This is a genomic window from Aquimonas sp. (assembly GCF_044377145.1).
In the GTDB taxonomy this organism is placed as follows: Bacteria; Pseudomonadota; Gammaproteobacteria; order Xanthomonadales; family Xanthomonadaceae; genus Aquimonas.
In genome coordinates, this window is sequence record NZ_JBILJQ010000074.1 from 1 (window position 1) to 24344 (window position 24344).

Annotated in this window: 24 protein-coding genes; 22 read left to right on the forward strand and 2 right to left on the reverse strand. The window is 64.2% G+C overall.

Annotation, left to right across the window (positions count from 1 at the left end; translation table 11 throughout):
* Positions 1–376: 376 nt before the first annotated feature.
* From ACIQ7H_RS18120 to ACIQ7H_RS18180, 13 genes are all read left to right on the forward strand, one after another.
* A complete protein-coding gene (locus ACIQ7H_RS18120) occupies positions 377–1459 on the forward strand; it encodes a helix-turn-helix domain-containing protein (protein ID WP_395794123.1) in 1083 nt (360 codons plus the stop codon).
* Complete coding sequence (locus ACIQ7H_RS18125; protein ID WP_395794125.1) at positions 1440–1937, forward strand: DUF3368 domain-containing protein; 498 nt, start codon at positions 1440–1442, stop codon at positions 1935–1937. The genes ACIQ7H_RS18120 and ACIQ7H_RS18125 overlap by 20 nt, the downstream gene beginning before the upstream one ends.
* A gap of 305 nt (positions 1938–2242) precedes the next feature.
* Complete coding sequence (gene dinG / locus ACIQ7H_RS18130) at positions 2243–4360, forward strand: ATP-dependent DNA helicase DinG (RefSeq protein WP_395794127.1); 2118 nt, start codon at positions 2243–2245, stop codon at positions 4358–4360.
* A 257-nt stretch (positions 4361–4617) separates the two neighbouring features.
* Complete coding sequence (locus ACIQ7H_RS18135) at positions 4618–4938, forward strand: hypothetical protein (protein ID WP_395794129.1); 321 nt, start codon at positions 4618–4620, stop codon at positions 4936–4938.
* The gene (locus ACIQ7H_RS18140) at positions 4935–5681 is read left to right on the forward strand and encodes a hypothetical protein (RefSeq protein WP_395794131.1); all 747 of its coding nucleotides are present in this window, start codon (positions 4935–4937) and stop codon (positions 5679–5681) included. The genes ACIQ7H_RS18135 and ACIQ7H_RS18140 overlap by 4 nt, the downstream gene beginning before the upstream one ends.
* 15 nt (positions 5682–5696) lie before the next feature.
* On the forward strand, positions 5697–5978 hold the full coding sequence (locus ACIQ7H_RS18145) for a hypothetical protein (RefSeq protein WP_395794133.1): 282 nt from the start codon (positions 5697–5699) through the stop codon (positions 5976–5978).
* 175 nt (positions 5979–6153) lie between these two features.
* Positions 6154–7209 carry a hypothetical protein gene (locus ACIQ7H_RS18150; RefSeq protein ID WP_395794135.1) on the forward strand — a complete coding sequence of 352 codons (1056 nt, stop codon included), beginning with the start codon at positions 6154–6156 and terminating at the stop codon, positions 7207–7209.
* 1216 nt (positions 7210–8425) lie between these two features.
* The gene (locus ACIQ7H_RS18155; RefSeq protein ID WP_395794137.1) at positions 8426–9574 is read left to right on the forward strand and encodes an ATPase, T2SS/T4P/T4SS family; all 1149 of its coding nucleotides are present in this window, start codon (positions 8426–8428) and stop codon (positions 9572–9574) included.
* Positions 9575–9735: 161 nt separating this feature from the next.
* Complete coding sequence (locus ACIQ7H_RS18160) at positions 9736–10173, forward strand: hypothetical protein (protein WP_395794140.1); 438 nt, start codon at positions 9736–9738, stop codon at positions 10171–10173.
* On the forward strand, positions 10170–10622 hold the full coding sequence (locus tag ACIQ7H_RS18165; protein ID WP_395794142.1) for a hypothetical protein: 453 nt from the start codon (positions 10170–10172) through the stop codon (positions 10620–10622). The genes ACIQ7H_RS18160 and ACIQ7H_RS18165 overlap by 4 nt, the downstream gene beginning before the upstream one ends.
* A 101-nt stretch (positions 10623–10723) precedes the next feature.
* Complete coding sequence (locus ACIQ7H_RS18170) at positions 10724–10873, forward strand: hypothetical protein (protein ID WP_395794144.1); 150 nt, start codon at positions 10724–10726, stop codon at positions 10871–10873.
* A gap of 5 nt (positions 10874–10878) precedes the next feature.
* On the forward strand, positions 10879–11643 hold the full coding sequence (locus ACIQ7H_RS18175) for a hypothetical protein (RefSeq protein ID WP_395794146.1): 765 nt from the start codon (positions 10879–10881) through the stop codon (positions 11641–11643).
* The gene (locus ACIQ7H_RS18180; RefSeq protein ID WP_395794148.1) at positions 11612–12058 is read left to right on the forward strand and encodes a hypothetical protein; all 447 of its coding nucleotides are present in this window, start codon (positions 11612–11614) and stop codon (positions 12056–12058) included. The genes ACIQ7H_RS18175 and ACIQ7H_RS18180 overlap by 32 nt, the downstream gene beginning before the upstream one ends.
* On the opposite strand, the gene ACIQ7H_RS18185 is transcribed toward ACIQ7H_RS18180, so the two are convergent.
* Complete coding sequence (locus ACIQ7H_RS18185; protein ID WP_395794150.1) at positions 12036–12593, reverse strand: thermonuclease family protein; 558 nt, start codon at positions 12591–12593, stop codon at positions 12036–12038. The genes ACIQ7H_RS18180 and ACIQ7H_RS18185 overlap by 23 nt on opposite strands.
* A gap of 152 nt (positions 12594–12745) precedes the next feature.
* Between ACIQ7H_RS18185 and ACIQ7H_RS18190 the strand changes: the two genes are divergently transcribed.
* The 5 genes from ACIQ7H_RS18190 to ACIQ7H_RS18210 all read left to right on the forward strand — a co-directional run bounded on the left by ACIQ7H_RS18190 (position 12746) and on the right by ACIQ7H_RS18210 (position 17183).
* Positions 12746–13444, forward strand: coding sequence for a lytic transglycosylase domain-containing protein (locus ACIQ7H_RS18190; protein ID WP_395794152.1), 699 nt, complete (start codon positions 12746–12748; stop codon positions 13442–13444).
* The gene (locus tag ACIQ7H_RS18195; protein ID WP_395794154.1) at positions 13441–14100 is read left to right on the forward strand and encodes a hypothetical protein; all 660 of its coding nucleotides are present in this window, start codon (positions 13441–13443) and stop codon (positions 14098–14100) included. Before ACIQ7H_RS18190 ends, ACIQ7H_RS18195 begins: the two co-directional genes overlap by 4 nt.
* Before the next feature lie 121 nt (positions 14101–14221).
* Positions 14222–14761, forward strand: a complete 540-nt coding sequence (ssb, locus tag ACIQ7H_RS18200; protein ID WP_395794156.1) for a single-stranded DNA-binding protein — start codon at positions 14222–14224, stop codon at positions 14759–14761.
* Positions 14762–15073: 312 nt separating this feature from the next.
* Positions 15074–16489 carry an RNA-guided endonuclease InsQ/TnpB family protein gene (locus tag ACIQ7H_RS18205; protein WP_395794158.1) on the forward strand — a complete coding sequence of 472 codons (1416 nt, stop codon included), beginning with the start codon at positions 15074–15076 and terminating at the stop codon, positions 16487–16489.
* Positions 16490–16676: 187 nt separating this feature from the next.
* Positions 16677–17183 (forward strand): hypothetical protein, encoded by a 507-nt coding sequence (locus tag ACIQ7H_RS18210; protein WP_395794160.1) that lies wholly within the window; start codon positions 16677–16679, stop codon positions 17181–17183.
* Here ACIQ7H_RS18210 and ACIQ7H_RS18215 read toward each other — a convergent pair.
* A complete protein-coding gene (locus tag ACIQ7H_RS18215; protein ID WP_395794162.1) occupies positions 17180–17416 on the reverse strand; it encodes a helix-turn-helix domain-containing protein in 237 nt (78 codons plus the stop codon). The two genes, ACIQ7H_RS18210 and ACIQ7H_RS18215, sit on opposite strands and share 4 nt — an antisense overlap.
* 151 nt (positions 17417–17567) lie before the next feature.
* On the opposite strand from ACIQ7H_RS18215, the gene ACIQ7H_RS18220 reads away from it, so the two are divergent.
* From ACIQ7H_RS18220 to ACIQ7H_RS18235, 4 genes are all read left to right on the forward strand, one after another.
* Positions 17568–19619, forward strand: a complete 2052-nt coding sequence (locus ACIQ7H_RS18220; RefSeq protein WP_395794164.1) for a DEAD/DEAH box helicase — start codon at positions 17568–17570, stop codon at positions 19617–19619.
* An 890-nt stretch (positions 19620–20509) separates the two neighbouring features.
* The gene (locus tag ACIQ7H_RS18225; protein ID WP_395794166.1) at positions 20510–21265 is read left to right on the forward strand and encodes a hypothetical protein; all 756 of its coding nucleotides are present in this window, start codon (positions 20510–20512) and stop codon (positions 21263–21265) included.
* Positions 21266–21355: 90 nt separating this feature from the next.
* Positions 21356–23725, forward strand: coding sequence for a MobH family relaxase (gene mobH, locus ACIQ7H_RS18230; RefSeq protein WP_395794168.1), 2370 nt, complete (start codon positions 21356–21358; stop codon positions 23723–23725).
* On the forward strand, positions 23722–24344 hold a 623-nt coding region (locus tag ACIQ7H_RS18235), incomplete at its 3' end, for a type IV secretion system DNA-binding domain-containing protein (protein WP_395794170.1). The genes mobH and ACIQ7H_RS18235, both read left to right, overlap by 4 nt.

A 24344-nucleotide genomic window follows, 5' to 3' on the forward strand; every position in this document is an offset into this window, starting at 1 on the left:
GTCATCGCCGACCGGACAGCCGAACTCGTCGAACTGCGAACAACGCTATCGCGCCGCACCGCGGCGCCCCCGAGCCGGCGCGCGGGACGGACCGCGCGCGAAGGCTCGGGAGGGCTGAGACTCCGATGAAAGGCTTCTGGTCCGCTTTCTGGTCGATGAACTTGCCGGTCTCGGTGTCGCGTTTGGTCCAGCGATCGTTGTGAGGATTGTGGATCTGGCTGCGGTCACGGACTGCACCTTTCCGGTGTCCGTCGCCCTTCGGAGGGTTGGTGGCCATGGTTTACATGTCGCTCCTGTGGTGAGGTTCACGTAAACTCTAAACCTGTGGTTTACAATGTGTCAACAGGGCCGTAGTGGCGTAAACTGGGGGATGTGCATGTTGGGTTCCCGAATCAAGCAGGGACGGGTAGTTGCCGGTCTCTCGCTTCGTGACGTTGGCTTGGCCGTGGGCCTGAGCGCGATGGCGATCTCCAAGTACGAACGCGATGTGATCAAGCCGTCTTCCGAGACCTTGCTGCGCCTAGCCAAAACCTTCGGCGTGCGCACCGAATACTTCTTCCGGCAGTCTGCCGTCGAGCTGACCGAAGTCGAATTCCGCAAGCATGAGAAGCTCTCCCCACAGGACGAGGCTCGAGCATTGGAGGATGTCCGTGATCGGCTGGAGCGATGGATCGAACTGGAGTCCATCGTCCCGGCGTCTTGGCCAAGGACGTTCGCGTTGCCGAAGAGACTGCCGGCGAAAGTCGACTCCTACGACGTTGTTGAGGCGGTGGCTGACCAGGTGCGGGCCGCATGGCAGCTCGGTACCGGACCCATCGGCAACCTCATCGACAAGATGGAAGAGGAAGGAGTTAAGGTCATCCTCACTCCGCATGACGGCGGCAAGAAGTTCGACGGGCTGGTAGCCAAGTCCAATGGACATACTGTGATCGTCGTTGGCCAAGAGTGGCCAGGTGATCGTCAGCGCTTCACCTTGGCCCATGAGCTGGGTCACTTGGTGCTCCATGGGCGCGTTGCTCCAGATCTGGACGAGGAGCGTGCCTGCAACAGGTTCGCAAGTGCCTTCCTTGTGCCGAAGGGCGAGGCCATTCGACTACTCGGCGCCTCCCGGTCTTGGCTCGAGCCGCAGGAGCTCTACATGCTCAAGCACGAGTGGGGCCTCAGCATGAACGGCTGGGTGTATCGCGCCCAAGACCTTGCCATCCTCACCAAAGCTGTAGCAATGCGGCATTGGGACTTCTTCGCCAGCCAGAAGGAAGGCGCAAACTCCTGGCGGGAGAAGGAGCCGGGTGAGCCCTATCCCAAGGAGTGCCCACGCCGATTTGCGCAGCTTGTCTACCGTGCCCTTGCCGAGGATCTGATCGGCGAATCCAAGGCCGCAGAGCTATTGGCGCTACCCTTGGTGGAACTGCGGGCCCGCCGGCGCATGGATGCTCCCAATGCGACTGGTTGTTACTGACGCGAACATCATCATCGACCTAGCAGCTGGTGGTCTGCTGGAAGATGCGTTTCGTATGATCGACGTCGAGTTCTGCGTCCCGGACATCCTCTATGTCGAAGAGTTAGCCGATCACTACGGCGTACTGCCTGCGCTCGGACTGAAGGTCATCTCGCAGCCGCCCGAAGACGTGCAGTACGTTGAGAATCTTCGGACTCGATTCCGCGGACCAAGCATCAACGATCTCTTCGCGCTGGCTCTGGCGCGATCGATGGGCTGCCCGCTGCTCTCTGGAGATCGCTCACTGAGGATTGCAGCCGAGGCTGAATACGTAGTGGTACGCGGCACACTGTGGCTCGTCGAAACTTTGCTGCAGTCCGGCAGGATTGGTGTAGATCGCGCTGCCGCAGCCTATGAAGCAATGCGCAATGACGGGAGCCGATTACCGTGGGATGAGGTCGATGCCCAGATCATGCGCTGGCGACAGATGGACCTGTGAGCGCGGGCGCAGGGACTCTTGCCTTAGCAGTAGTCAACATGCTGCGCCAAGAATCCCCTCAATGCGAGGTCAGATCGTAGGCACCCATGTCGGGCGCAAAGTTGAACAATAGGCGACCTTTTCTACTTTACGAGCGCTAACAATAACAACGGCTACAGGGTCCTGCCTTGGAGCCTGCGCCGAAGTTGTCCAATTGCGACAGCACCCAGGCGGCCGATCCAGGAGACCGGCGTCCTTTGGGCGCTGGCCGCAAGTTGCGCATGCGATGGAGCCTTTCATCCTGTCGGAATCGGAAGGAGCCCAGCATGCTGACGGATGAGACCAAAACCGAAATCCGCGAAGCACACGAGCGGCTGGTGAATCACGCCGGCATTCGCAAGCGTGGTGTGCAGAATCGGCTGATCGCCGAAGCCGCACGCGTCGCGGCCGGCGGCGCAGAGGGGCCTCTACACAGCGTGGTCGAAGCGCCCACCGGTACCGGCAAGTCGCTGGGCTATCTGCTGGGTGCAATACCGGCGGCGCTGGCGCGAAAGAAGAAGCTCGTGGTTGCAACGGCCACCGTAGCGCTCCAGCAGCAGCTGTTGGAGAACGAACTGCCGCGACTGGCGGCCGTGGCTGGGCTTGAGTTCAAGGCGATGATGGCCAAGGGACGAACGCGCTACGTCTGCGATCTGCGTCTGCAGGCAGCGGATTCGAGCCATCCCGACCAGGACAATCTTGATCTCGGCGACGATGCGATCGAGCCCGTTTGGCGAACGCGTCCGTCGGATGATGAACTGTCGCAGGTCGACAGGATGGCGAAGGCACGCGCCTCTGCGAAATGGGATGGAGACCTCGACACCTGGCCGGACCGGGCGTCGCCCGCGCTGCTATCGACCATCACCGCGACGGCGTCGCAGTGCAGCGGCGCAGCATGCCCGTTTTACCAACGCTGCGCGTTCCGTCACGCCCGATCAGGCCTCAAGAAGGCCGACGTCATCGTCACGAATCACGCGCTCGTGCTCGCCGCACTGAAAGCTCGCGATGCCGAGTCTTCGCCGCTGCCCGCCCCGGCCGACACCGTCTACGTGTTCGACGAGGCGCACCATCTGCCAGCTGCTGCAGTCGAGGCATTCTCGTGTGCGCTGGAGCCGCGTGCGTTGGCGACGAGCCTACAGCGTGCGCGCGGAAGCCTGGCGCACGCGCTGCGCACACTCGACTCCCCAACGGAGCGCATCGAGCGCGTGTCCGCCCACGCCGAGGCGACACGCATTGCGCTCAGCCGCCTCGCCACCACCATCGACGATGTGGCCCGCCGACACGCAGCGAGGCAAACATCGAGGACCGGCGACGGCGCCGAAGTTTCGGTCCTCCTGGAGGACGCAGCCGCCGCCTCGATCGGCGACCTGCTCGATGCGCTTCTACATGCCAGCAGGCCTCTCGCCCAGGTCGTGGTCGAGACCCTTGACGCCTTGTCCTCAGGTGCTCATGCCGAACAGCTGTCACGAATCAAGGTGCGGCTGGGACCGCTTGTGGATCGCCTTGGTGAGCTGGAGCGGCTCGCGGAGATCTTCGGCACTGACGAGGTCAGCAGGCCCATCGCACGCTGGGTGGAGGCCGGCGGCAACAGTGTCGATCGTGTACGGCTGTGCGTTGCGCCGCTTTCGGCTGCCGAGGAGCTCGCAGCGGGCCTTTGGGCGGCCGCTGCCGGCGCGCTACTCACCTCGGCGACGCTGCGCTCGCTCAATAGCTTCGATCTCTATCTCGATGAGGTCGGGCTGATCGGCCGCGCTTCGACAGTGGCCCTGGCAAGCCCTTTCAAGCTTCACGAGCAGGCCAGCCTGAGCGTAGTGGGGGGCCCTGCGACGCCGGCGAGGGTCGACGCGCACACCGACGAGGTTGTGCAGACACTGGTTGAGGTGCATGCGCGGTCTGGGGGCACGCTGGGGCTGTTCTCCAGTCATCGACAGATGCGAGATGTCGCAACGCGACTGCCGCCCGACATTGCCGTTTTCACCCTGCTGCAGGGTCAGTACGCTCGTGATGAGTTGCTGGGTCGTCACGCCGCCCGCGTCCAAGCAGGGCAACCGTCGATCTTGCTCGGCGTGCAGGGCCTCAGCGAGGGCCTCGATCTGCCCGGCAAGCTGTGCGAAGTGGTCGTGATCGCGAAGCTGCCCTTCGCACCGCCCGACGGCCCCGTACAGATCGCTCTGGAGCGCCACCTGACCCAGCAGGGACGCAGCTTCTTCAACGAAGTGGTGGTACCGAAAGCGCACCTGCGGCTCATCCAGAGTTGCGGCCGGCTCATTCGAACCGAGACGGATACCGGATCTATCTTCATCGTCGACAGTCGACTGAAGTCCACGACCTATGGCCGCCGCATGCTCGAAGCTCTCCCTCCGTATCGTCTCGCGCGCAGCAGGGGTCATAACCTGACAGGCTGATTTTCACGCACCCGATCCACTGCCCCGCGGCGCAGCTGCAGGTAGGCCGAACTCGGAATCAGGGCAAGCGGTGTCAACCCGTTGCCGCGAGGCGCTCGCCGACGTACCGTCCTCTTCGATTGCACCATCAGGTGCAGACCGCCGCTCCCGGCCAACGGAGCACACACATCCCGGCCATCAGGCCACACCCCACGGGGACGCTTACACGTCCCCACCCGGGGGATCGTGCGCGTCCCTTTTCCTTTGGAGACGTCACGATGAACACCACTACGCATGCCATCGCACGGGCATTCTTGACCGCCCGCAACCGTGGTCTGAACACCCTTGCCCAGCTTGAAGAGCTGGCGCTCCACGGGTTTGCTGAGGAGATCGGTCTCGCGATCGCAGCCACACGGGCATCCCTGGTCCGCCAGGTCGACACGACCTGCCGTCTCGTCATCGAGGCGGAGATTGCTGCGGCAGGAGGCCTCGCGCAGGCCTCTGACTTCGAGTACCTGATCCCGGTCGGTACATTTGATCTGGATCCCATCGCGCTCGCACGGACGGTCTCGGCCCAGCTTCAGCGGGTGGCGGCATGAGTATCTCGCTGATCTTTCGACTGCTCGCATTTTCGGTCAACGTGGATCAGGCACGCGCCCTCCACGTGGCCGAGCGTCCGGAGCTGGCCGAGGAGTACCGCTGGCGATCATCCGGTGAGACGGCCTTTGTCCTCGCAGGAGAGTCTGGCGACAACCGAACCTTCGACATGCGCGGCCTCATCGCACGAAGGTGGCAGCTGCTCGGCATTGGAACTCGATCGACCCTGATCACCGAAGCCTGCCGCACAGCGGTTGATTGCGAAGACGGTGGTTTCCGCTTCGCCAACAGCAAATGGACGTCGCCCGAGAACTACATTGCAGCGATCCGCAAGACGCTGAAGGAAGCGATTCCAATAGAACAGTTCCGGCGGGAAAGCTTGCTGGATCTGCTTGTGGACCCAGCGGAGATTCGCGGCGGAAAAGGTGACTCAGTGGATGGTGCGGCGAGCCCGTATGCGAGAAACGGCTACCTCCGGCACCTCGTCGACTCTGGCGCCCTTGTTCCGAACGTAGCCACGCGTCACCGACCCAGCCTCACGCCGCTGGGGATGTGGGAGGAGCAGGTATTGCCCCACTACCGCGTACAGCTGCGACTCGATGGGTCAGGGCAGGCGTCCGCCGTCATCGCTGCGCTTGCCGAGATTCCCGATCTGGTCTGGGACCGAGTCCAACTACACCAAGGCTCCACCGAGGATTGGGACCGATTTCTGAACGGTGCCTACGAACGTCTAAGGGCAGCCTAGATCAAGGAGAAGGTCATGGATGAGCAGATCACCGATCGGCCCTGGCAGGCCACGGTTGACTTCAACGCCGACGGCCACACCCACGCGATTCTGCGTCGTCGCCATCGCGGTGGCGTCGAATTGCGGCAGGGCAGGGGTGAAAACACCGAAGGTGCTATCGCCGCTGCATTGGGTCTCCCCGGTGCACGGTTTGACACGCGCGCGGACGACGAGGGAGCGGCCATCGCAGCGTTCCGAATGCGTCCGTTCTGTCTGAGGTCCGAGGGTCGCTCACTCCGCTACTGCGGGCTTGCCTGACCCTCGTTTCCAATCCACCGGCGTAGCCGAACACCCCGGGGCACATCTGCCCTCGGGCTGGTGTGCCCCTCCTTGCCAAGCGACCCCGCACGCTCAGCGTGCCGGGTAGTGACTGATTCTCGGCCGCGCCGGGTATCTCACCAAGCAGCCGAGGCGTCTGAATCTGGAGGATCACATGAGTGAGACAAATCACAAAACACCTGCAGTTGGCGAAGAACCGATTTTCACCGCAGCGATGTATGGCTCCTCCCAAGCTGCGATGCAGGCCCAGCTCGAGTACCTGATCGAGGATCGGGAATGGCTGAAACGCCAACTGTCTGAGCACAAGAAGAATGCGGATCGCTTCAAGGTCGTAGCGGGCCTCTTTGATCACACGAAGAACAGTCGCTGTGAGCGGGTGCTGGACGATCTCGGCCTGGACGGCGATTCGGTTTCGCCGTTCGCTTTGATCATCGACCAACATCAGGGCGTCACTGATCTTCCATCGACGGACCACTGGCCTTCACATCTACGCGCCCTGCTCGATCTCCTGGCTGAAATGGAAGGCTCGTTGAGGGCGTTGCTAAATGAGCACGACGATGGGATTGCGGCCTCGGATGCTCGCGTCGTTCTGGAGCAGTCGCAACGCTGGTTGCAGCGGGCCTCGTATCAGAGCGAGGCTCCTGCGAGTTGCCTGAAATATGTCCACATCGAAGGGTACGGAGCCATTCCGGGCAATGCGATCGTTTTGACGCTGGACGCAGCCATGCAGGCCGCACTCGACAATGGCGCTAACGCATCTTCCATGCCTGACGAGTACGTCGAGCTGGCTGCATGGATCGCATCGCTGGATGAGAAGTCGCGCTCCTCTACCAACGACGGTACAGCGCGCACTGGTCCCAGAGATGAAGGTTCTGCGATCAACCTAACATCGAAGCAGATCCTGGGTCTGGAAGGCTGTCGCGAAGGCAGCCGTTCCATCGGAATGAGCGGCGTGGACACAGACGACTGGGAGGACTACATCGAAGTGCCGGTTGGTTTTCTTGATCGCATGGCACGTCTGATCTCGGCGGATCTCGACTTCAATGCAGTCGAGATCGCATACACCGAGGCGCGCCAGGCTGAGGGGAACTACACACCGACCGATGTGCAGCTTCCCCATCCAGCTGCATTGCGTCTTCGTAAGGCCATTCTTGCTCGCCAAGAGGCGCTTGCTCCGTTTGTTCCGTCGGCAAAGCAGCCGCCCTCATGATGGGCAACGAACAACCTGACCACTTGCATTGATCGTAGCCAAAACCCCGGCATTCGTGCCGGGGTTCTTCGGTCCCTCCAGCAATGCAACGCTGGACGGACCGAAGAACTTCGCCAACAGTGAACCAAGCCATCACGCGTTGAACTTAGTGCCCCCGAGTCCGCGGACAGGATGGACCACGCGTGAAGGCCCTGGAGGGTCGACAATCCGAGAACCCGACGGACTGCTGCTGGCCAGCCAAGATGATGGTAGGGCGAGGATCGCCCGAACCGTCCAGCAGGGAGAGTGCGCGTGCGCGGCCGGCAAGACACCTCTGGTCAGACACCCGAACGCGATGACCTGCGAACGAAGCTATCGCGCCGCACCGCGGCGTCCCCGAGCAGGTGCGTGGTATGGAACGCGCCGAGGGCTTCGGAGGGCAGAGGATCCGAATCTAGGGCTCGAACCCAGATCGAAAGATGCCGCCCAACGCCGGAAGGTTTCGCAAAGCTGGGCACTGCTGAGGCGTGAAGGGTGCAGGAATCGGGCCGGTACACCGCACGTCACCGCTTGGCGAGCGCACGGCGACCGTCCATACACCCTGGCAGCTGAAAAAGTACGCGCGGGCTGGAGCGAGAGCAGAGTGCTGTACTGGAACAACCACCTCTTCGACACCGAGCGCCTCGCCAGCGGCGAGCCGCCCTGTGGGGGTAGTGCCCCCCAATGCCTCGGACCTGCAGTTGCGCCCACTGACCCAGCCGTGCAGGAACATGCCGCCACTACCGAGCGCGTGGAGCCGAATGCGACGGGACCCGGAGCTGCCGTCGTCGGCCTCGTCATACACGTACCATCGATCGTCGATCAGAAGGTAGCCTGGCGCACTCAGCTCGAGGCGGAGCCGAGGCGCCGTCCCTGTGGATGCGGCCGCCGGACTATCCGTGGCAAAGGCAGCGGAAGTCAGCGCAATGAGGACAAACGAAGCAAGTAGAACAGTTCGGGTTCGCATGCTCCAAGACTAGGGTGCTGGAGGCGCGTCCACTTCCAGAAAGGTGCCGATTTCTGTCATTTATCGGCAAGGGCCGGGCCGAGGTCATCCTGTGCTGTGTTCGCTGACGAATGGCGAAATGCAAGATATCTCTGAAAAAGCCATCGATTTCCGGCAGTCAACCCGTTGCCACTCGCCCACCCATGGGCATAATCTCAACCCGACGCCGCGGAGCGCGGCCATGGAGTAATCATGGGTATCGAGAGCCTCAAAATCCTGCCGGCCTCCGACTGGGGCCGCATCCGTGACATCTACATCCCGATCGCGCAGACCGACGGCGCCGGCATCGCGGTGAGCGAGGGCTGTCTCGACCAGGGCATCGCCTACATCGGCGGCACCGAGCCGTACCGGCTGTGGGACGGATCGAGCGACGAAGTCGCGCATCGCTTGATCGGCCTGATGGTGGATCTGTCGCGGGGCAACAAGGCACGGATCACGATGGACGGCGTGGGCAGTTTCCGCGCGCAGTACGTTCGCACGAACCTGGGCCAGACCTTGGCGCTCCGCGTGCTGCCAGATGTGACGCCGACTCTTCAGCAGCTCAACATGCCGCAAGTCTGCCGTGATCTGTTGCTTGATCCGCAGCTCCTGCAGGGAGGCTTGGTTCTGATTCCCTCGACGAACGGGCAGGGCAAGACCACGACTGCGAGCGCCACCGTCAAATCGCGCCTGCAGCTCTACCAAGGGCACTGCAATACCGTCGAAGACCCACCGGAGTGCCCGCTTGAGGGATACCACGGCCAGGGACGCTGCTTCCAGATCCCGGCTGAGCCGGACGATTCCGGTCTCCCGGGGTCGGGCTATGCAAAAGCCTTGCTCGACACCCTGCGTTTCTTCCCGGGGCTCACAGGCGGCGGCACGGTCTTGTTCATCGGTGAGATCCGCGACGCGCGCACTGCGCTCGAAGCGATCTTGGCGGCCGCAAACGGTCATCTGGTGCTTGCCACGATCCACGGCAACAGCATTCGTGCGTCTCTACAGCGACTCAGCACCTTGGCGCAGGCCACGCCAGACCACATGCCTGCAAGCCAGGTCAATATGCTCTTGGCCGAGACCCTCAAGCTCGTCCATTACCAGACTCTGCAGTACAACATCGGAGCAGGCCCGACCGAATCGAGGGACCGGTGGAGCGAAGGGCGTCTGAGCTGCAAGGTCCTGGCTGTAGCGCCTGGAGACAAGGCGACGATCGATCTGATCGCTGCCGGCGATTTTGCTCGACTCGACAACGTGATCTCCAATCAGGACGCGATCCTGAGCGATCTCGAAGAGGAGATCCGCAGGGGTACTCTCGCGACCGGTGTTGCTGCTGCTGCATTCCGCAAGCGCATCATCACCAAGTAGCCCCCGCGGCGCACAGTCAACGAACCGCCAGCGCCCCGCACAAAGCGGGGCGCTCTCGTTTCTGGGCTCCATTGTTGGCCTTCTGCGAGTCAGGAATGTTGACGCGTCACCCTGAAGGGGGACTTCCCGATACCCCCCCGGAAACCAAGGGCTAAGTGGAAATGGGCTGCGATCTGGTTGGCGATGATGACTCCATCGCCTCCCGCCTGCCCGCCATGCCTTCTCGACCGCTTCCTCTGTCACTGGCCGCCTCGCTGCTATCGCCTGCAGGCTTGGCCGACGCCCTCGAAGACCAGCTCGGCACGCACCTTGATGCAGTGCGGCCGCTGCCAAGGTGGCTGGATCTCGATGCGCGCGCGGCTGCCGCATGGGCGCTTATCGCGCTCGGCCATGGCGTGCCTGAGGCAGTCGTGGCGCAGGGATTCGATGCCCTGCGCGAGACCTGCCAGTGCGGGGAGGCCACGCGCCTTGGAATCGGGATCGACTGTGCCCTCTCGATGATGGCCGAGGCGCTGCGAGACCACGATCTCGCCGGTGTGGCGTGGGCCACGCGGTTCGGTGTGTGGCGTGAGCAGCGCGCGCGGCAGGTGGCTGCATGAGCATTCCTGTGCCTGAAACCAGGCGCCGTGATGCCGCCTTGACCCTGCTATCGGCCGTCCGGCGCCAGCCTGACCTGATCGGCGTTGTCATCGTCGGCGATGCCCTGGCCTTCGCCTATGCAACACGGCAGACCGCCACATCAGAGGCCGAGGTTTGCCCAACTTGCGAAGGGCGAGGGCGCGTGGTGTTTTTGGTCGCACCCAGGGAATGGGCGCGCGGAGTCGGCACGGTGCCTCGGCCCGTGCAACTGGTGTGTCCCCTCTGCGAGGGCACCTGCCGGCTCGAGGCTGACTACGCGAACTTCGTCGACTTCTACGCCGCCGCGCTCCCGCAGGACACCGCCCGTCTCGTGGCTGAGGACGGTACTGCGCTGCGTGCAAGCGAGGCTCGGCAGGGCGAATGGATCAACCGCGCGGTCGCGCAACAACTTTTGGAGTCAGAAGCATGAGCACTGGAAGACCCGGGCCGCTGGTTCCGTACCTGTCTAGCCGCCAGATGATGAATCGGGCACTAGCGAGATCCGTTCAACCGGCTGAACCCGACCCGCGCATGAAGCTCATGCTGGAACTGCGCGCGAAGGATCATTCGCTGCGCGACATTGGCAAGCAAGTCAACCTGTCCTATGAGCGTGTTCGAGTTCTGCTTGCCCGGGAGAAGAGTAATCAGCCTGCGACCGAGCAAGGCGGCGAAGCGGAATGATTCCCTTGGTCCACAAGCTGCCCACCAACGCCAGCGGACGAGACTTTGTGGTCGGCTCGATCCTTGGCGAGCGTCGGCGCTTGAGCGAGGCGCTGGAGATCATCGGCTTCGACCCCGACACAGACCGTCTGCTGGCGACCGGCAACCTGCTGAACTGTGCTCAGGATTGCGGAGGCGTCCTCGAACTACTTGAAGAACCCTGGTTCTTTGCCGTGCGAGGGGTGCGCGAGGAGCTGCTGCTGAGCCTCCTTGATCATGACGACAAGCCTGCGAAAGCAGACCAACGGGGGGGCTCAGTCGGCAGTGAGTGGATTGCGCGGTTGGCACCGCCGCAACGGGCCCACCTGCAAGACACGTTGCGGCGGCTGCCTATCGCAGTGACGATCGGCCGCGGGCCGCAGCAGTGTGTTGTGGTGCATGGCGAGACGCCAATGGGCCTGGACTGGACACCGGGCTCTGACCACAACGCCGAGCTCTACCTCGACTCGTGCCTCCACCGCATCGCCGCCGTGCACGGGCGGCGCCGCCTCATGTCAGCGCAGCGCGCGGCGCGCCGCGGCGTGCTTCTCGCTGCAGGCCTCGTCGAGGTTCCGGGCTGTGCTCTTGCTGTGCATGCTCGCGACGAAAGCCGCCGCGGCGCTGTGATTGGCAACCAGTGCTACTTGCCTTCTCTGGTTGCAGTAAACCGAGTGTGGACACTCGGTCGCCAACTCATCGAATCATTTTCCGAGATCGAGCATGGACGCCAACTCGCACTTCCAACCGCATGACCTGCTGAACATCCTTTCGCACCTCCTGAATCAGTGTGAGGCCTCCGAGGCGTGGAGTCAGGAGCAGATCGATCAGACGGCCTACGAGCTCGCTGAAAACGCAGCGACGTTTGCGAGCCTCACCGGGATGATGGGCCCGCTGCCCGACTCAACCGGCAAGCTGTTGAGCGATGCAGCATCCTTCTCAGGCAGCTCGTTTCAGCGCGCCTTGCGACTGCTCGAATCCGCCCGGACCAACAGTCCGCGCATGCTCGTCCCAGCTGAGCGCATGGAAACGCTTGAGCTGATTGCCAAGATCCTGTCGATTCTGTTGCATGGCGTAACCGAAGAGCCTGGTGAGCATGGCGTCAATGAGGTCATAGGCGTCGCTTCGTATGGCATCCAGTGCGGCCTTATCTCGAACCGCGTTCACTGAGGTCCGCAGAGCGCCACAGTCCGCGCCCTGCCGCCTCGGCCACCACCTCGTCGTCGATGTAGGTGGCTGAGTAACCGCGATAGGCCTTGGCGTGTCCTCCGCGAACCAACTCCCTGTTGATGTCCATCGTGCCGGAATAGCACGTGGCCCCGCCTTCGCCGACAACACAGCGAACCGGCGCGCTGCTGACGAGCCCCTGCAAGGCGCGGATAGACTCGGTGATGCAATCAGAGGCCTCTGTGCCACATTGCTTCAGTTGCTCGGGCACTTCGATGCCGGCGAGGCGAACGCGCTGGCCGTTGATCATCAAGGTCTCGCCGTCGAGCACCCGCCCCACACCCTCAACGACCGAGAGTGCCTCCTGGGCGGAGAGAAGGTTGGGCGCTGTGAACATGTCACCTACATCACCGATCGCGGAGTCGACCCAACGCAGAACGGCGCCAGGCTCGGAGGAGAGCAAAAGCCCGCCCACACAGACGGTGGTGAGGCCGACGGTCGCGGCCAGCACGGCGCTGCGCAAGGCAAAGCGGATCAAGGGCGTCTCCGGTTGAGCGAGGGATCTCAGGGTATCCTCGCCCGGAGGCTCTCCACTTCCGGAAATCTCGGCGTTTCCGGCTCGTATCCGGAAGTGGGGAGCAGGCTGGGTCGTCAAGCTACCCCTGCTGCCGGTCGCTCCGCATTCCCCCGATGACGGACGCCAGCTCGGATAGGCTTGCGACCGGCAGCACTTTCCCCCACACGGTCCAGCTCGGTATGCGCCTGTCCTGTTTCGCCCTTCTCGCCGCAATGATCTGGGCAGCGCCCACGTCCGCCGCATCTGAGCCCAGTGTCGATGAGCGCTTGGCCGTCCACACGTGCATCGAGGAGGCGGCGAGTGCGCTGGAGGTCTCGCCTCTCGTGCTGCGGCTTCTCTACAGCCTGGAATCGGGGCGCGTAGGCCACATATCGCAGTGGGGCGAGGGCAACTTCGATATCGGTCCGATGCAGATCAACAACTGGTGGTTGGGTCGTCTCTCGGAAGCGGGTATCACGCTGCAAGAACTGCGAGACCGTGCCTGCGTCAATGTGTTTGTCGGTGCTTGGATCTTCAAACACGAACTTGAGCGTGCTGCTGGTGACGTTGCCTTGGCGATCGCGCGCTATCACTCGCCGACCCCAGCGCACCAACGGAAGTACCTCGACCGCGCCACGCGTCATTTGGAACGCATGCTCCAAGACCAGGGCATAGCTGTCGCAACTGCGGTGCAATCGTTCGGTGCAGCGCAGGCCGCGTCGACTGGCGGCGTAACGGTGCGAAGGCCTCAATTGCGGAGCATCGCTGCCGAGTCTTCGGCCGAAAGCGTCACGACCCCGACCACCTCAGCAGCAGCGAGCGCCCCGCCATGAATCTGCCTCCAGACTTCAAGGACCTCGAACGGATGCTCTGCGGTGTGCCCGGCGTTGTCGCTGTCCGCACCGATTGCACGCTCGAAAGCGTTGCGAGGCCTCTTGTGTGCGTCGACACGCAGGGCAAAGGCGGCACCTTCCGATTTCAGGTCAGTCGATCCCCCGCGGGCATCGACCATTTTCGGCGTCAACTGCCTGCTGGATTGGCGCAGGAGCTCGAATTCCCTGGGCGCGCCGCCGATCTGTTCGACGCTCATCCCTTCCAGGAATGGCCGCTCGTGGCCCTGCCGGCAGGACAACCGATGGCAGCGAATTGCACTGCTCCGCTGTGGCAGGCGCTTGCTTCATCGCCCGTGGACCGCGTCGAGCTTCGCGTGCAGGCCAGCGAAACCGACCGGCGCGCGGCGCGCAAGACGTGGGTCCAAGCATTCGCATGCGAGAGGATGCTGCTCTCAGTGGGTTGGGCCGCGCTGGTCAATGCGACACGCGTCGTTGTCGGCAGCTCGGACAGCGACAGCGTGTCGCATCTAGACGGTCGCCTTCGAGCCTGGACCCAGGCCCTTGGCATCGGCACCGATTGCTTGGTGGACACCGTCGCCGCTCTTTCCCCCCTCGTTCTGCTCGGCCCACCGGCTCGCTACGTTCGCTCGGGCTGACGCAAGTTGCCGTCAGGCATCGCCGAGCTATGGTGTATCCGTCGACGTCATCGACGCCCCGCGTCGCTGCTGATCCGCGCCGCACATCACGAATACGCCCCACGAGAAGGAACGACAGAACATGGCCCGTGGCATCAATAAAGTCATCCTCGTCGGCACGATGGGTGCTGACCCCGAAACCCGATACACCACGGCCGGCTCGGCCGTGACCACACTGCGTCTTGCCACCAACGAAAGCTGGAAGGACAAGAACACCGGGCAGATGCAGGAACGCACCGAGTGGCATCGCGTGAAGATGTTCGGCCGCCTGGCTGAAATCGCCGCCGAATACTTGCGCAAAGGTCGGCAGGTCTACATCGAAGGCAGCCTGCGCACCGACAAGTACACCGACAAGGACGGCATCGAGCGCTACAGCACCGATATCGTCGCCAACGAAATGCAGATGCTCTGCGCCGGCCAAGCCGGTGAGGGTGGTGCATCGGGTGGTGGTGGCGGTGGCATGCGCAGCGAAGGCGGCGGACGCGAATCCGGCGGCGGTGGATACAGCCGCGGTGGCGGCGGTGGCGAGAGTGGTCAGCGCGGCCCGGCCGGTGGCGCTCCCGCGCCCAGCCGGCAGCCGCCTCCGATGGACAACTTCGAGGACGATGAGATTCCGTTCTAGACAACACTTGTCAAGAAGTGTTCGCTAGAACGGTTGTGCACACATCTTGGCCGACGCGGCGATGTGTGCACAACCGTTCTAGGACACCTGGGAGTCATCGCTCATCCACCGATGTCGCCTCGAAGGAGCCATGGACGGGGACGACCCCGCCGGCTTGAGCCCAATCGGAGCGTGTTCACCACCGGGCGTGCAGCCACTCCGGCGATCACGGTCAGCGAGGCGGGCGACCGGCGGCTGTAGTCGCTCTGTCTCAGCCCGTGCGACTCGGCGCGCGCAATTTGACAACCCGCATCGTCGTGCTGAGTTGGTGCCATGTCCGAAGACGCACCCCCGACTACCTTGGAGCGCGCCTACCGCGTGCGGCTGTCGCCGACCGCGGACCAGGCGCGCACGCTGCGCCGCCTGTTCGGGGCGCGGCGCTTCGTCTGGAACTGGGCGCTTAAGCTCGACCGCACGCTGCGGGCTTCGGGGCAGCGCAACGGCGTCACCGCCTGGTCGGCGGCACTCACGGCGCTGAAGCGCGAGCCAGACACTGCCTGGCTCGCCGATCTGCCGCGAGAGCCGTTCGAGCAGACCCTGCGCGACTTCGACCGAGCGAAGAAGAACTTCTTCGCCGGCCGCGCGCGGCCGCCGCGGCGCAAGCGCTTCGGTACGGTCAACAGCGCCCGCTTCAAGCTCGATCAGCGCCGACAGCAGGTGATGCTGGGCGAGCGCCACGGCGAGGTGCAGATCGACGGGCTGGGCCGCGTGCGCTTTCGTCGCACCGAAGCGATGGACGGCCGATTGCGCTCGGTGACGGTGCGGCAGGACAGCGCCGGCCGCTGGTTCGCGACCTTCACCGCCGATGGTGTGCCGCGTCCCGAAGCCCGGCCCGCAGAGCGCCACGCGCTCGGCATCGACCTTGGCCTACGTCAAACCGCGACCTGCAGCGACGGCCGGGTGTTCACCGCGGCCAAGCCGCTCAAGGTGAAACTGGCCAAGCTTCGCCGCTACCAGCGCCGTCAGAGCCGGCAGCTGGCGGTACAGATGCAGTCGCAGGGCCTCGATCCAAAGCAGCGGTGCCCAAAGGGCACGCGCCTGGGTTATTCGAAGCGCCGGCAGCGCACGCAGCAGCAGATCGGGCGCCTCCACGCGCAGATCGCCGATGTGCGCCGCGATCACCTGCACCAGATCAGCGCGGCGGCCGTGCAGCGCGCGGAGATCCTGATCCTAGAAGACCTGGCCGTTGCGGCCATGGGTCGCAGCCTGCACCGCGGTTTCCGGCGCGGCCTCGCCGACGCGGGCTTGGGCGAGCTGGGCCGCCAGCTGAACTACAAAGCAGAGTGGCACGGCCGGATCGTGGTCACGGTCGATCGCTGGTTTCCGAGCAGCAAGACCTGCAGTGGATGCGGACACATCCACGCCGGGCTTCGGCTGCAGGACAGTCGCTGGACCTGTCCGGCCTGCGGGTCGGAACTCGACCGCGATCAGAACGCGGCGATCAACATTGAGCGTGAGGGCCTACGGCTACTGGCTACAGGTTCCGGAGAAACGAACACCGCCCCGGATGGGGGTAGGGCGAGGAGCGCCCGAACTGACGCGCAGGGAGAGTCCGCGAGCGCGGTCGGCAAGTCATCGCCGGCCGGACAGCCGAACTCGACGAACTGCGAACAACGCTATCGCGCCGCACCGCGGCGTCCCCGAGCCGGCGCGCGGGATGGACCGCGCGCGAAGGCTCGAGAGGGCTGAGACTCCGACCCGGTGAGCTGGGCGATTCCCGGCTTGGAACACTGGCCAGTGCCAGGGGAGGCGTCATCATGTTTCCTGAAGGGCAACCTTCGAGGACGACCGAACAGCGAGATGCAGGGTCAACGATGACCGCAAGGCGCGTGGGGATCTTGTATCGTTTGCTGAGTCAGGTATCTAGGCAGGCGTCATGATCGAATCCAAAACCACCATCGTGACCAGTCGGCGTCTGGCCAAGGCGACACAGGCTATTGCCTCGCGCCTGCCTTCAGCTGCCGTCCGTTCGTCTGCGGACTGCACACGTGTCTCGGGGCGACTGCCTGAAGGATTGAGTGCAGCTGAGCTGGCCAAGCAGGCCGGCGCGGCGATCTCATGGGCGTATTCCACACCGGGTGGCGTCGGCAAACACGAGCAAGGCATCGTGTCCGGTACGGTGGAAGGCCTGGACTTTCTTGCGACAGAAACGGGTCCTGCGGACGGGCGAGAGGCCGCGTTCGAGATTTTCGCGACTGAGTCGGACTCTGCAGAGCATGGCAGGCAGTGGCTGGCCAAGTTGTCCGTCCTCGACCGCATCGTGACGAATCCTGAGGAGCTTGCCGGCTTCATCACCCACATGCTGTCCAGGCTGAAGGGCAAGAAGAAGAGTGAGGCAGCAGCGGCAATCCTGCGCGCCGTCTCCGAGAGCCTCGACGGCTAGTCCGGCTCGGTCTCCTCGAAGGCCGCTTCAGCAAGCTCCGAGAGCAAGCCCAGCTCAAGCAGCACGTCGATCAGCGTGTCGCTGCCGACGGCCTTATGGCCGCGTTCGAGGTTCATGACCGTGTAGCGGCTGACGCCCAGCCGAACTGCAAGCTCGCCCACGCCGAGGCCTCGCTCAATCCGCGCGTTGCGAATCAGGCGACCGAGCACCTCACGCCGGGTCGGGCGAACCATGCGCCGTCCTTCCTCCCGATGTTGCCGATCGGCAACGCGCAAGATAGTCTAGACCATGTTGCCGATCAGCAACATTCGATGTCCCCAGCGGCTGTGGATAACTCGGGGTGCGCGGGCTCAAATGGCCCATCGTTGAAGGGCAAAACCAGACATGGACACTTCTTCGCCACCCGCCGCTGCGCATCCCCTCGCTCGACTTCGAGCGCTCGACGTCAAGGCACCGTGGCAGGCCGCGCTCCTGCTGCCAGTCAGCTACGTCGATCCGCCCGAAACCCTGCAGGACCATCGCCTGGCGCAAGAAGACTTGGTCTACGCGATGCACGTGCGTGTCGCAGGCGCGCCCCGAACGTTCTTCAACGGCGCGCCCCGCGTGGTGGTGGTGTTGGCAGACGCCCGCGACAACACGTTCAGCGCCACCGTCTTCGGCAACACCGCTGACTGGAAGGCACGGCTCGTAGAGGGTAGCGAGCATCTCCTGAGCATTCGCTTCCGCTGGTATTCAGAACGTCTCAGCGGAACGGTCCTCGGGCTGGTCGAGGATGTCTGGTCGACCCGCCTGCGCCCGGTCTATCCGAGCGTTCCGGCGGTCATCACGTCCGATGAGGTGCGCGATCTGGTCCTGGGTGTCTTGCCACGAATCGTCGATCGCGCGGCCGCCGAAATCTGCCGGCGCCTTGAGGGCCTCGGCGATATGGCCGGGCTTCTGGCCGAACTCGAAGCGGGCGGCTGGACGTTGAAGCAAGTCCTCCAGCAGGCACACGCACCGCGCGACCGCGCCTATGCTGAATTTGCGCGCGAGGTTCTCCTGAAGCTTGCCGCTCTCGATGCTCTGGCGAGTGCGCAGACCCAGCGCGTCCAGCGGGGGGTGGCGCCGATGTCATTGCCGACCCTCACGCTACGCAAGGAAGCCTTTCCGTTCACGCTGTCGGAAGAGCAGTCCGCCGCGATTGATGAGTTGGCGCAGCCTCTGCGTGCCGGCCGACGCCTGAACGGCGTCCTGTTGGGCGACGTCGGGTCCGGAAAGACCGCATGCTTCGGCGCGCTTGCTGCCGCTGTCGTCGACGCCAACCGTCGCGTTGCTGTGCTGCTGCCGAGCACCGTACTGGCCGAACAGGTGCACCGCGAACTCAACCATGCCTTCCCCGACATTGGGCCCGCCCTGGTCACGGGCGAGAGCGAAATCCAGAACCTGAAGGATGCGGCTTGGGTCGTCGGCACGAGTGCAGTTCTCCATCGCGAGACGGGCACCTTCGACCTCGTGGTGGTGGACGAAGAACAGCGCTTCAGCGTGGAGCAGAAATCGCAGCTTGTGGAACTTGAAACGCACCTGCTGCTGGTCAGCGCCACCTGCATTCCGCGGACCCAGGCCTTGGCACGCTATGGCGCCGCCACCGTGGCAGTTCTGCCGGCAGGCCATGCGCGCCGGTGCATCACGACGCGCGTCCATGAACACGCGGACCGCTCGGGACTTTTCGCCGAAGTGCGGTCGGACGTACGTCAGGGCGTGCAGGTCATCGTGGTGTATCCGCTGCGCGGTGATACCGAGATCGACGCCGGCCACGATGTAGGAGTCCGCGAAGCCGACCGGCGAAGCGTCCGCGGTGCTTACGAAGGCTGGTGCAAGGTCTTCCCCGCGGAGCGCATTCGCATGCTGACGGGCGACACACCCGACGACGAGAAGCGCGAAACGATGCGGGCGATGCGCGCGCGGGAAGCCGATATCCTCCTGAGCACGACCGTGGTCGAGGTCGGTGTGACGCTGCCGGGCGTTCGTCGCGTCATCGTCGTCGATCCTCAGCGGTTCGGTTTGTCGCAGCTGCACCAGTTGCGTGGTCGGGCAGCGCGGTCCGGCGGAGAAGGCTGGTTCGACTTGCTCTTGCGTGAGCCGATCAGCGACAAGACCCGCGAACGCCTCAGCGTACTGGTCCAGCATGCCAACGGCTTCGAAGTCTCGCTTCGGGATCTCGAACAGCGCGGCTATGGCGACCTGGGCGAGGCCTCGCGCCGCCAGGCGGGTGCCTCCGGACGCGTCCTGTTTGGCCAGGCCTGTCCGGTGGCGATCACCGATGCGGTCTATCCCATCTACCAGCGGCGTGCCGCGCGATCGCCCGGCCGCGCCTCGCCGGTCGACCTGCTCGCCGGTCAATTGGAGCACACCGGACCCACTGGCCAGCGGGGCTCGGGCGCCAAAACTGCCAGATAACGAGGCGAAACCGGAGGGTTTCCGTAAGAGGGTGGGAGGTGCAGTCGATAAGATGCACGCTCTATTGGAGATCCCGCATGCCCTTGAAGCTGCTCCCTGCCCTGATTGCCCTCGGCCTTGCGACCTCGCCATGCGTCGTGTTCGCCACCGACACCGCCGCTGAAGACTTTGCCGCTCATGCACCGGCGGGTGGCCACCCACGTGCAGCGTCGGAGGGGGCGACCGATATCGCGGCGCGTGAGGAGGCTGCACGCCGTCCGGGAACGCCGGCCAGCGAACTCATGGCACTCGCCGAGCACTACGAGCGCCTGGGCGACCATCGACGCGCCGCCGAGTGGTACAGCAAGGCCAGCGTGGCGGGCGACACCCGCGCGCAGCTCAAAGTGGCCGATACGCTGCTTCGCGCGTCGACGAACACGAGCCTGTCCGGCCCCCAACGCGAGCGGGCACGCGAGCAGGGGACCGCTCTGCTTCGCCACGCCGCGGAAGCGCGGAATCCCGACGCTGCCTACCGTCTCCACACCCTGTACAGCGATGGGGTGCATCTTCCCCCGCAGTCTGAAGAAGCCGAGCGCTGGTTGAGGGCAGCGGCGGAAGCCAACCATCCGGATGCCGCCTTCGCGCTGGCCGCGCGTTTGCTCAATGGCGCCGATCCAGCCGCTGCGCTGCCGATGCTGGAACGCGCAGGCCAGGGCGGCCACCTGGAAGCCCTACGTCGATTGGTTGCGCATCATCTCAACCAGGCACCGCCTGCTTTCGAAGCTGCCACACGGTGGGCTCAGCGAGCGGCCCAGCACGGCGATAGGACACTGCAAGGCGAAGTTGATCAGACGCGTGAAGTGGAGTCGCAGAGAATTGCGGCAGCAGAGCGCGAAGCAGAGGACCGGCGCATGGAGGCCGAGCGCGAAGCCACAGAGAAACGCGAGCAAGAAGCAGTCCGCGTTGCTGCGGCAAACCGCGAGGCAGAAGAACTGCGGGTCGCTACCGCAGCAGCAGCGGCGACGCCTGTCCCGACCCACACACCGGATGCGGCCCAGACCGAGGAGGCGTCGATGTCCCTCGTGCTGGAAGACCTGCAGCCATCCACGCCGGAGCCTTCGCTGGCCGACGTGCTTGCCGAGATGCAGGCCATGCGGGGTGAGGTGGTTGCCTTGCAGAAGCAGCTGGCCGAGCGAGATGCCCTACTGGCAGAGCGTGATCGCCATATCGCCGCTCTCCAGGCGGAGATTTCGCGCGATCAGGAGAATCGCAACGCCGCTGCAGTAGCAGAAGAAGCCCGCCGGAAAAACGAGTCTGGACTGGCAGCTTTCCGTGCGGGTGATCATGCCGCAGCGTTCAGTCGCTTCGACGCTGCAGCGCGTGCCGGAAACGCTCAGGCGATGAACAATCTGGCCACGCTCTACATCAATGGTCAGGGCGCTGCTCGCTCGACGGAGCGTGCAATCGAGTTCTTCGCCCTTGCGGCGAATGCCGGCAATGCGCAGGCAGCCGCGAACCTCGGAAACCTGTTTGCACGCGGCACCGACGGTGTCCAGCGCGACCCAGCGCAGGCCGAAGAGTGGTATCGCCGCGCTGAGATGCTTGGCCATAGCAAAGCGGGTGAATACGTCCGCGCGCTTGAAGCTCAGCGCGTCGCTGGGCGTTGATTCCCGACGGAACTGCGAGTGTCGAAAACCCCTCGAAAAAGGGGGGCTAAGCGGAAATGGGCTGTGGGGCAAGCATGGAAAATCCCAACCATGCTCAACAGAATCCTCAAGCTCTTCTCGCCACGCACGCCCGAAGCCTCGCGCAGCGAGCCGCCCAGCTTGAAGGCGTTGCTCTCGGAGCCGCCGCGGCAGAGCTTCAATCGCGACGGAGTCAACATCGACGCCCCCACGTCGTTCGAAGATGCTCCTGTTCCGCGCTACCCGGAGCGCAGCCCACCCATCCCAGCCATTGAGCCCGCGGTTCTGCTCGACACCCAGCAGGAGACGGTCGACAGGCTCCGGCAGTCGCTCGGCTACACCCGCCCTGAGTTTGCACGGTGGGTGATGCCGGTGTTGCTGCGCTATGCCGAACGCGTCCACCTCTTGCCGGCCTCCGAGGCTGACCATCACTGCGGGCGAGGAGGGATGCTCCGACATGGTCTGGAAGCCGCATTCTTTGCCGCGCGCCTCTGCGAGGGACGCGTCTGGGCCTTCGACATGCTGGCAGAGCGCCGCAAGACGCTCGATCCGAAGTGGCGGCTCGCCGCGGTGTTCGCCGCGCTGCTGCACGACCTCGGCAAGGTGGTCGTAGACGTCAACGCCGTCGATGAGTCCGGCGAGCTCCAATGGAGCGGCCATGGTGCCTCGCTGTGGGCCTGGCTCGCTCGCCACAAGATTTCTGCTTACTACATCTACTGGCGGCCCGGGCCGCGCTCGATGCGCCACATAGCCTTTGGCCCCGTGCTGCTGCGCGAGATCGTCGGGCCCGACCTCTTGGACTACCTGTCGGATGAAGGTGGCCACGAGATCCTCAACAAGCTGGTCACCGCCTTCACCAATCCCGAAGACAAGACCAACCCGATCGCCGAGATCGCACACAAGGCTGATCGATCGAGTGCTGACTTCGATCTTGAGGACCAGGCGCGCCGCATCGCGGCCTCAGGCGGGTCACCGCTGCGCACACACGCCGGCATGCTCGCCCGCGCGATGACCCAGCTGGTCGAGGACGGAACCTGGAACATCACCAAGACCGGGCCGCTCTTTCACACGGCGGCCGGACTGTTCGGCGCCATTCCAGATGTCTTCACCGTGCCGATCGCCCGGCTGCGCCAAGGGGGTCACCTGAAAGGCTTCCCGTCGGAGACGGGCCAGCTCATCGATCTGCTGGTGCGTATGCACATGCTGGAACTCGGCCCGGACAAGCGCGCGGTGTGGCCTGTGCGGATTGAGGGCCGCGACGCGGTACTGGAGCTCAACCTGGTGCGCTTCGCACACCCAGGGCAGATCCTGGGCGCACAGGAAGCGGTTCCGCCGATGCCGGCGGAGCTTGTCCGGGCCGGATCACCCCAGCCCACACCTGCAGCCCCCTCACCCTCTGCTGCGTCGGCGGCCGTCTCTGCATCACTTGAGCCGGCGCCTCCACCACCGAGTCCACCTCAACCGCGCGCGGCGGCCGCTCCATTGACCCCTGCGCGGATGCAGACATCGACCTCGACTGAGGAGCCGGCGGCTCCTCTCACCACAACGAACGCACGAGCGGTGCCAGCGTTCACCGTGGAGAACACCACGCCGCCTGAAGGGCAGGGCGACGCAACGCCGCAAACGCCCAGAGCCGCCGCCACGCGGCCGGGCGCTGGACGCCCTCTAGAGACTGATCATGACCGGGCGCTTGCCGTGATCCGACAAGCCATCGCGGAAGTGCCGGAAAAGAACGGCGGCGCAAGATGGGTGCGCGCGATCATGGAGCGCTTTGTTTCGGGCGAACTGCGCTGGCACACCCATGCGGCCTTGGTGGAGGGTCGGACCGTCGTTGCCTTTCCCCACGCCTTCGCGGACCTTGGCGTGGATCCAGTTGACTTGCGCGACCGGCTTTTCTCCGAAGGCTGGCTGGAGATGGATCCCGCAGCGCAACGCCTGGTCGTCGCGATTTCGACCGAGCATGGGCGAATCGAGGGCTCACTCTTCGTCGAACAGCTGACCCCCACCTGGACCATCTTGCGTGAGCACCTGCCGCTGCTTGATCTGCCCGAACCGCGGGCCGAATCCGGCGATCTGGATGGGCGTGAGCTTCCCATCCGTCGCAGTACCGGGGAGATCACGGCCCTGCAAATGACCACCCCTGCGCGCTCAGCAGTGCCAGAGTTCTTCGAGAATCTGAAGGCACAGGTGCGAGCCGAACTGCGCACCGCCGGTCTCGACCGCACGCCACCGATCGAGGCCCCCAAGGCGCAGGTGAAGCGCTACCGCGATGCGCTGACCAAGCTGCTCGGCCAATCGCGCATCCGCCGAGAGTTCTCGAAACCGGACTTCAGCCTTCTGCTGGCGAGCACCCGCAATCCCCTCGTGCTCGTCAAGCAGGATGAGGCGGGCGCGAACTACGTCGAATTGAACCCCCAATACGTGGAGCCGGTGTTCGAATGAGCGATCCCGCGCTGAGTCTGGAAAATCCATTCCGTCCGATCTACGAGATCTACTCGATCGCTGCTTGGGCCTCTGCAGCTGCGCTGATGGGCGTGTCCGCCTACGTCGCGGACTACCCCAGCACGCCGTTCCTGCTGTTTGCAGGCATATGCCTCCTGATGCTCCTTCGGCAGATCCCAAAGGTCATGCAGCTGCTGCGCGTCCAGCGTCAGCTCAACGGCCAGGCACTCCAGTTCATGACGCGAGAAGAACTGCGCAAGATCTGCAAGGCCAGACCCGACTCGATCTTCCTCGGCTTTGGCTTCAGCTGGTCGCAGGCACAGCGCCAGCTCGTGCACACCATCGTGAGAGGCGACCCCGAGCGGCTCGCCCCGCATGACGACACGACGATGGGGCAGCGCTGGATGCAAGGGCTCGGCAAGCCTGTGCCGATCTATCAGCCCATCGCCCACAACGCAGGCCACACGCTGCTCGCCGGCACTACACGAGCGGGCAAAACGAGAATTCTTGACTCGCTGATCACCCAAGCTGTCTTCCGCGGCGAGACCGTCATCATCCTGGACCCCAAGGGCGACAAGGACCTGATGGAGTGCGCGCGACAAGCCTGCATCGCTGATGG